This is a genomic window from Kitasatospora sp. NPDC058965 (assembly GCF_042741245.1).
In the GTDB taxonomy this organism is placed as follows: domain Bacteria; phylum Actinomycetota; class Actinomycetes; order Streptomycetales; family Streptomycetaceae; genus Kitasatospora.
On the sequence record NZ_JBHYKG010000372.1, the window covers coordinates 1 to 7,685 of the forward strand.

Here is a 7,685-nt window from a genome sequence, read left to right on the forward strand (position 1 = left end):
TTATGTGTATAAGAGACTGGTGTAGGGTCCTGGGCAGCGACCCCGACGGCCGCGGCCGTGCGGGGTGACTCCTAGGCCCCCAGGTCGGCTTGACCTGTCACACATGTTCGTGGGAACACTCACCTTCGACCTGCTGCTGGGCGACGTCCACTCGCTCAAGGAGAAGCGTTCGATCGTGCGGCCCATCGTGGCCGAGCTGCAGCGCAAGTACAGCGTGAGCGCTGCGGAGGTAGGCAACCAGGACCTGCACCGCCGGGCCGAGATCGGCCTGGCGGTGGTCTCGGGCGAGCACCGCTTCGTCACCGAGGTCCTGGACAACTGCGAGCGGCTGGTCGCCGGCCGCCCCGAGGTACAGCTGCTCTCCGCGAGGAGGCGCTACTACGGCGACGAGGATGATTGAGAGCGGGCGTGCACGGGGCGCAACGTCGCCACCGTCACACCGACGAGGACCGAGAGCGCTCACAAGGTTGGGCGCGGGCCGGTACTTTGGGGCTTGGGCCCCGTCGGGTGCAGAACCGACCCGAGTACCGCGCCCACTGCACGAGGAGGCAATGTGACCGACACCGCAAGGGCGCGCAAGCTCGCCGACCGCATCCAGGTGGTCGTCGCCCAGACCCTGGAGCGGCGCATCAAGGACCCGCGGCTGGGCTTCGTCACCATCACCGACACCCGGGTCACCGGGGACCTGCGCGAGGCCACGGTCTTCTACACGGTCTTCGGCGACGAGACCGAGCGGGAGGCCACGGCCGCCGCGCTGGAGAGCGCCAAGGGCGTCCTGCGCTCCGAGGTCGGCAAGCAGACCGGGGTGCGTTTCACCCCGTCGCTGACCTTCGTGGCGGACGCGCTGCCGGACAACGCGCGGCAGATCGACGACCTGCTCGACAAGGTCCGGGTGTCCGACGCCGCGGTGCGCACCGCGGCCGCCGGGGCGCAGTACGCCGGCGAGGCCGACCCGTACCGGACCCCGGCGGGCGAGCACGACGACGCGGACGAGGACGAGTAGTCATGGCAGGTGAGCCGGCGGCGGCCGGTTCGGCGAGGGCGTCCGTCACCACCGAGGTGGCGGACGCCCTCGCGGTGCTCCCGGGGCAGCGCGCGCAGTCACCGGCCGGTGCCGCGGCGTGCGGGGCCGGTCCGGGCCGGTTCGAGCCGGTCTGGGAGCAGGTGCTGGCCGAGATCGGGCGGGCCGGCGAGATCGACCTGATCTGCCACATCAGCCCGGACGGCGACGCGCTCGGTTCGGCGCTGGCCGCCGGTCTGGCGCTGCGGGCCCTGGGGCACCCGGTGCGGGTCTCCTTCGGGGACGACCCGCAGGTGATCCCGGAGTCGCTCTCCTTCCTGCCGGGCCAGGAGCTGATCGTGCCGGCCGCCGAGGTGCCGGCCGAGCCGGACCTGGTGCTCTGCTTCGACGTGGCCTCCGAGGGCCGGCTCGGCCTGCTGCACGCCAAGGCCTTCGCGGCGCGCACCCTGGTGGTGATCGACCACCACGCCTCCAACCCCGGCTTCGGCACCCACCGGCTGATCGACCCGGGCGCACCGGCCACCGCGGTGCTGGTGGACGAGCTGCTGCGGCGGCTCGGGGTGCGGCTGGACCAGGAGCTGGCCACCTGCCTCTACACCGGGGTCGCCACCGACACCGGCTCCTTCAAGTACGCGGCCACCACGCCGCAGACCCACGAGCTGGCCGGGCGGCTGCTGGCCACCGGGATCCGGCACGACCTGATCTCGCGCCGGCTCTGGGACACCTCCTCGTTCGGCTACCTCAAGGTGCTGGGCGCGGCGCTGGACCGCGCGGTCTACGAGCCGGAGGCGGTCGGCGGGCGCGGTCTGGTGTGGACCTGGGTGCCCTACCAGGACCTGGCGCTGTTCAGCGTCACCGTGGAGGAGATCGAGGGGCTGATCGACATCCTGCGCCGCCCGGCCGAGGCCGAGGTGGCGCTGGTCCTCAAGCAGGACCCGGACGGGACGCTGCGCGGCTCCTGCCGCGCCAAGGGCGCGGTGGACGTGGCCGTGGCCTGCACCGCGCTGGGCGGCGGCGGACACCCGTACGCGGCGGGCTTCTCGGTGCGGGACGACGTGCTGAGCACCGTGGCCCGGTTCCGGGACGCGCTGGGCTGACCGACGCCCGGCCCCGCCATCCCGTTGGCACACCTCGCAGAGAAAGAACCGATGAAGCGCAAAGGCACTGGCCCCGACGGGCTGGTCATCGTGGACAAGCCCGAAGGCATCACCTCGCACGGCGTGGTGGCCCGGATGCGCCGACTGGCGGGGACCAGGAAGGTCGGCCACGCCGGCACCCTGGACCCGATGGCCACCGGCGTGCTGGTGATCGGGGTGGAGCGGGCCACCCGGCTGCTCGGGCACCTGATGCTGACCGCCAAGACCTACGAGGCGACGGTGCGGCTGGGGCAGACCACGATCACCGACGACCGGGAGGGCGAGGTCACCGCCGCGACGCCGGTCACCGGGGTGACCCGGGAGGCGATCGACGCGGAGGTCGCCAGGCTGACCGGCGAGATCATGCAGGTGCCGTCCAAGGTCAGCGCGATCAAGATCGACGGGAAGCGCTCCTACCACCGGGTCCGCGAGGGCGAGGACTTCGAGATCCCGGCCCGGCCGACCACGGTGCACTCGTTCACCGTGCACGCGCAGCGGGACGCGGTCGCCGAGGACGGCACGGCGGTGCTGGACCTGGACGTCACGGTGGAGTGCTCCTCGGGCACCTACATCCGCGCGCTGGCCCGGGACCTGGGCGCCGCGCTGGGCGTCGGCGGTCACCTGACGGCGCTGCGGCGCACCCGGGTCGGCCCGTACGAGGTGGCCGGCGCGCACACGCTGGAGCAGTTGGAGGAGCAGCTCACCGTGCTGCCGATCGCGGAGGCGGCCGCCGCGGCCTTCCCGCGCTGGGACCTGGGCGAGGACGACGCCCGCAAGCTCGCCACCGGTGCCCGGCTGACCGCCCCGGGGCTGGACGCGGGCGGGCCGATCGCCGCCTTCGGGCCGGACGGGACCTTCCTGGCGCTGGTCGAGGAGAAGGGCGGCCAGGCCCGGCCGGTGGCGGTGTTCGTCGGGTAGTCGGCGAACGGTGCCGCGCCCGGTTCACCCCAACGGGCGAGCGCACGGGGTGAACGGCCGTGGTGAACGGCGTGGGCGGGGTCGCTCGCCCCGGGGCGTGGGCAGGCTCACCGCGGCGGGCACGGCAGCGGTGACGGGCCTGACGGGAGCCCACCCGGCCCGCCGGGGAGGGTGGCACGATGACCCACGGTGCGCTGGTGCGGCTGTGCGACCACGAGCTGCGCGAGCTCGGCTACGGCTGCTGGGCGGACGACCTGGGCAGCCTGTTGACGGCCTACCAGACCGTCGCCGGGGCGGGGCCCGGACTCACCGCCGACGGTGAGCCGGTCCGTCCGGCCCGGGTCTGGCCGGAGCTCGGGCTGGCCCTGCTGACGGCGGACCGGCTGCCCACCGGGCGCGCGCCGTTGCCGATCTGGACCGGACCGGCCGAGCCGGACCGGGCGGTGCTGCTCCCCGGGCCCGGCGCCCCGGTGGCGGGCACCCTGGTCGGCAGTTGCACCGCGCTCAGCGACGGGCCGGGCCCCGCCCGGCTGCTGCCCGGCGTGCTGCTGCTCGACCTGTCCGGCGCCGCCGCGCCGCCCGCGGGCCTGCCGGTGCTGGACCGGGAGACCGGCGCGCTGCTCGCCCTGACCGCTCCCGGGCTGCGCGGCCTGCCCGCCGGCCTGGTCCCGGCCGTCCGGCCGGCCGGCGCCCCCGTCGACACCCCCGCCGAGCTGGCCGAGCTGCTGGTCCGCAACGCCCTGGCCGCCCCCGGCCACGGCGCCGCGCTCAACCTGGGCGGCGTCCTGCGGGCCACCGCCCGGCAGTTGGCGGGCGCGCTCGCCGGCCCGGGCCGGATCGCGGACCTGGCCGCCGACCGGGTCGAGCGCGACGACGGGCTGGCCGGCGAGGAGCCGGGCGTCCCGCTGACCGTGCTGGTCGGCGAGCCGGGCAGCGGCCGGACCACCGAACTGGCGGCCGTCGCGGTGCGCCGGGCCGGCGGCGCGCGGGCGCTGCCCACCCTGTGGCTGCGCGGGGCCGACCTGGCGGCGGGGGACGACTCGGTGGCCGCGGCGGTCGGGCGGGCGCTGGTCGGGGCCGGCGCGGCGGCGGAGCCCGCGGCGGTTGCCCGGGTCTGCGAGGCCGGCGGACGCCCGCTGCTGGTGCTGCTGGACGGTCCGGAGGAGTCGCCCACGCTGCTGGACCCGGCCTGGTGGGCGCGGACCGTGCGGTGGCTGGCCGACGGCGGGGTGCGGCTGCTGGTGGCCTGCCGGCCGGAGAGCTGGGAGCCCCCGGCGGACCGGGCGGCGGACAACCGCACCGAGCAGGTCCGGCTGCACCGGCTCGGGCCGCTGCACGGGGCCGCGCTGGAGCGGGCGGCCGGCCGCTACGGGGTCGAGCCGCCCGGCACGCCGGTCGGGCCGCTGCGGCTGCGGCTGGCGGGCGAGCTGGCGGCGGCGGGCGTGCCGGTGCCGGCCGGGGCGGACCGGGGCGAGCTGTTCGCGGCCCGGGTCGACCTGGCGTGCCTGCGGATCGCCGAGCGGCTGGCCGAGGAGGCGGCCCGGCCCGCCTCGCACCGCAAGGGCGCCCCGCCGGTCCCGCCGCAGCCGGTGGCGCCCCGGGAGGTGCGCCGACTGGCCGCCACGGTGGCGGGGCGACTGCACGAGGCGGCCCGGCGGATGCTCGGCCCCGGGCAGGGCGGGCTCGGCGCGGACGCCTTCGCCGAGCTCTTCCCGGCGGCCGGCGGTTGGGCCCGGGCGGTGCTGGCCGAGGGCCTGTTCGTGCCGCTGGCGACCGGCCACCGGCTGGCCCACGAGGAGCTGGCCGACTGGCTGCAGGGCCTGCACCTGGACCTGGACGCGGCACTGGACCAGCTGCTCGCGGTGCCCGGGCGGCGGGGGGTGCCGCGGCACCGGGTGGGTGTGGTGGCGGCCGCGCTGCGGGGGCTGGGCCGGGCCCGCGGCGCGGGCGAGCTGGACCGCCGGCTGGGCCGGTTGGACCGGGCGCTGGCCGACCCGGCGAGCGGACCGGAGGCCCGCTGGTGGGCGGCCCGGCTGCTGGCCGCCGGACTGGCCGGATCGCCGGAGCCGACGGTCCATCAGGACCTGCTGGACGGGCTGGCCGAACGGCTCGCCGCCGGTCGGGACGGGGTGGGCGAGTGGTTCGGGCCCGCCTTCTGGGAGCGGCTCGCGCTGCCCGAGGACCGGTACTGGGCGCTGCTGCGGGTGCTGGTCCGCGCGGACGGGCCCGAGCAGGCGTTCCGGGCGCTGGCGGTCCGCCGGCTGCGGGCGGCGGGCGCGGCGGCCTTCGCCCCGCTGTGCGCCTGGTTCGGCGACCCGGCCGGACTGCCCGCCCGGCCCGGCGCCACCGTGGCCGACCTGGCCCAGGACCTGCTCTACGTGCACCGCGCGCTGGCCGTGGACGAGCTGACCGAGGCGCTGGTGGCCGCCGCCCACCCCGGGGCGGACGCGCTGCTGACGGTGCTGGCCGTCGAGGAGCCCTCGGCGCTCTGCCGGGCCGTCGACCGGTGGAGCCACGACCCGCGGCCCGAGCGCCACGTGGCCGCGGCGGTGCACGGACTGCGGGTCGCGCCGTACGCCACCGCGACCGGCGCCGAACTGCTGCGGTTCGCCGCGCTGACCCTGCTGGCCCGGGACGGCGAGCCCGCGCTGCACGGCGCGGCGCTGGCCCTGCTGGTCCGGGACCCGGTCAGCCGGCCGGAGCACCTGCCGGCCGCGCTGCGGGCCTACGCGGCCGACGACCCGTTCGTCACCCCGTCGGTGCTGGGCGAGGCGCTGACGAGTGATCAGGCGGCCGTGCTGGCCGCCTTCGAGGAGCGGCTGGCCCGGCCGGGGGCGGGGGTCGCGGCGGTGCTGCGGGTGCTGGCCGACGCCCCGCCGGTGCACGGGCTGCCCGTCGCGCTGCCGGACCGGGCCACCCGGCTGGCGGGCCGGCTGCTGCGGGACCGCCCGGAGCGGGCCGAGCTGGTGGCCGAGTACCTGGGCCGGCGGCTGCTGCTCGGCACCGCCGGGCCCGGGGACCTGACGGCCCTGCTCGGCACCGGCCCGGGGGAGCGGCCGGTGCCGGTCCGGCAGGCCTTCGCCCTGGTGCTGGCCGCACCGGGGGACGGCCCGGGGGACGAGCTGCGGGAGCAGTTCCTGGACCGGCTGCTGGCCGTCGAGCGGGACCCGCGGGTGCTGGCGGCGGTGCTGGAGCGGGTGGCCGCCACGGTGGACCGCCGGGACGGCGAGCGGGCCCGGGCGCTGGTGCGGCGGCTCGCCGACGCCTTCGCGGCCGGCGAGGGCGGGGTGACCGCGCTGGACGCGCTGCTGGTGCGCTGCGCGGGCCGCAGCGCCGCCTTCGCGCTGCTGCTCACCGACTGGCCGGCCCGGGGCCGTCCGCTCGCCGCCGGTCCGCTGCTGGAGCGGATGCGGGCCCAGACGGCCCGCGGCCGGGACCCGCAGTACGCCGCGGCGGAGGCCGAACGGAGCCCGGTGCGCCCGGTCGCACCGGTGGTGCCGCGTCCTGCGGGTGTTCCGGTGCCGGAGCGGGAGCGGGCGCATGGCACGCTATAGGGGTTCGCGTTCGAGCATGTGAGCACCCGGGGACCGGGCGCTCGGAGCAGGGATCCCACAAGAGCCCTGGAAGAGAAGGAGCGGTCAGGGTGCAGCGCTGGCGTGGCCTGGAGGAGATTCCCGGCGACTGGGGACGCAGCGTCGTCACCATCGGTTCCTTCGACGGTGTGCACCTGGGGCACCAGCTGATCGTCAACCGGGCCGTGGCGCGCGCCCGCGAGCTGGGCGCCAAGGCCGTCGTGGTGACCTTCGACCCGCACCCGAGCGAGGTGCTCCGCCCCGGCAGCCACCCGGCGCTGCTGGCCCCGCACCCGCGCCGGGCCGAGCTGCTGGCCGAACTCGGGGTGGACGCGGTGCTGGTGCTGCCGTTCACCGCGGAGTTCTCGAAGGAGTCGCCCGAGGCCTTCGTGCAGCAGGTCCTGGTGGACGCGCTGCACGCGCGGCTGGTGATCGAGGGCCCGAACTTCCGCTTCGGCCACAAGGCGGCCGGCAACGTCGCGCTGCTGGCCGAGTTGGGCGGGGCGGCGGACTTCGCGGTCGAGGTGGTCGACCTGCGGGTGAGCGGCGAGGCCGGGGGCGGCGAGCCGTTCTCCTCCACGCTGACCCGCCGGCTGGTCGCCGAGGGCGACGTGGCCGGTGCCGCCGAGGTGCTGGGCCGCCCGCACCGGGTCGAGGGCCTGGTGGTGCGCGGGGCGCAGCGCGGCCGCGACCTGGGCTACCCGACGGCCAACGTGGACACCGTGCCGCACAGCGCGGTCCCGGCCGACGGGGTGTACGCGGGCTGGCTGACCGCGGCGGGCGAGAGGATGCCCGCGGCGATCTCGGTGGGCACCAACCCGACCTTCGACGGCACCGCCCGGACCGTGGAGGCGTACGCCATCGACCGGGTCGGCCTGGACCTGTACGGGCTGCACGTGGCCGTGGACTTCCTGGCCTACCTGCGCGGCATGGAGAAGTTCGACACGATCGAGGCGCTGCTGGACCGGATGGCCGCCGACGTCAAGCAGGCCCGGGAACTGACGGCCGGTTAGTCCGCCGGTACGGACGAGGGGCGGG

General features: G+C 77.0%; 6 protein-coding genes. All 6 read left to right on the plus strand.

The genetic code is table 11. The features are described 5' to 3' along the window. Positions 1-103 precede the first annotated feature (103 nt). The 6 genes from ACFW1A_RS35910 (at position 104) to ACFW1A_RS35935 (ending at position 7,660) form a co-directional block, all read left to right on the plus strand. Positions 104-400, plus strand: coding sequence for a DUF503 domain-containing protein (locus ACFW1A_RS35910; protein WP_380416905.1), 297 nt, complete (start codon positions 104-106; stop codon positions 398-400). Positions 401-553: 153 nt separating this feature from the next. Then, on the plus strand, positions 554-1,003 hold the full coding sequence (gene rbfA, locus ACFW1A_RS35915; RefSeq protein WP_380416907.1) for a 30S ribosome-binding factor RbfA: 450 nt from the start codon (positions 554-556) through the stop codon (positions 1,001-1,003). Positions 1,004-1,005: 2 nt separating this feature from the next. Then, a complete protein-coding gene (locus tag ACFW1A_RS35920) occupies positions 1,006-2,118 on the plus strand; it encodes a bifunctional oligoribonuclease/PAP phosphatase NrnA (RefSeq protein ID WP_380416910.1) in 1,113 nt (370 codons plus the stop codon). A 51-nt stretch (positions 2,119-2,169) separates the two neighbouring features. Further along, positions 2,170-3,075: a tRNA pseudouridine(55) synthase TruB gene (gene truB / locus ACFW1A_RS35925; RefSeq protein ID WP_380416912.1), complete on the plus strand. Its 906-nt coding sequence runs from the start codon at positions 2,170-2,172 to the stop codon at positions 3,073-3,075. A gap of 179 nt (positions 3,076-3,254) precedes the next feature. After that, the gene (locus tag ACFW1A_RS35930; protein ID WP_380416915.1) at positions 3,255-6,629 is read left to right on the plus strand and encodes a serine protease; all 3,375 of its coding nucleotides are present in this window, start codon (positions 3,255-3,257) and stop codon (positions 6,627-6,629) included. An 89-nt stretch (positions 6,630-6,718) separates the two neighbouring features. Then, on the plus strand, positions 6,719-7,660 hold the full coding sequence (locus ACFW1A_RS35935) for a bifunctional riboflavin kinase/FAD synthetase (RefSeq protein ID WP_380416918.1): 942 nt from the start codon (positions 6,719-6,721) through the stop codon (positions 7,658-7,660). Positions 7,661-7,685: the final 25 nt, after the last annotated feature.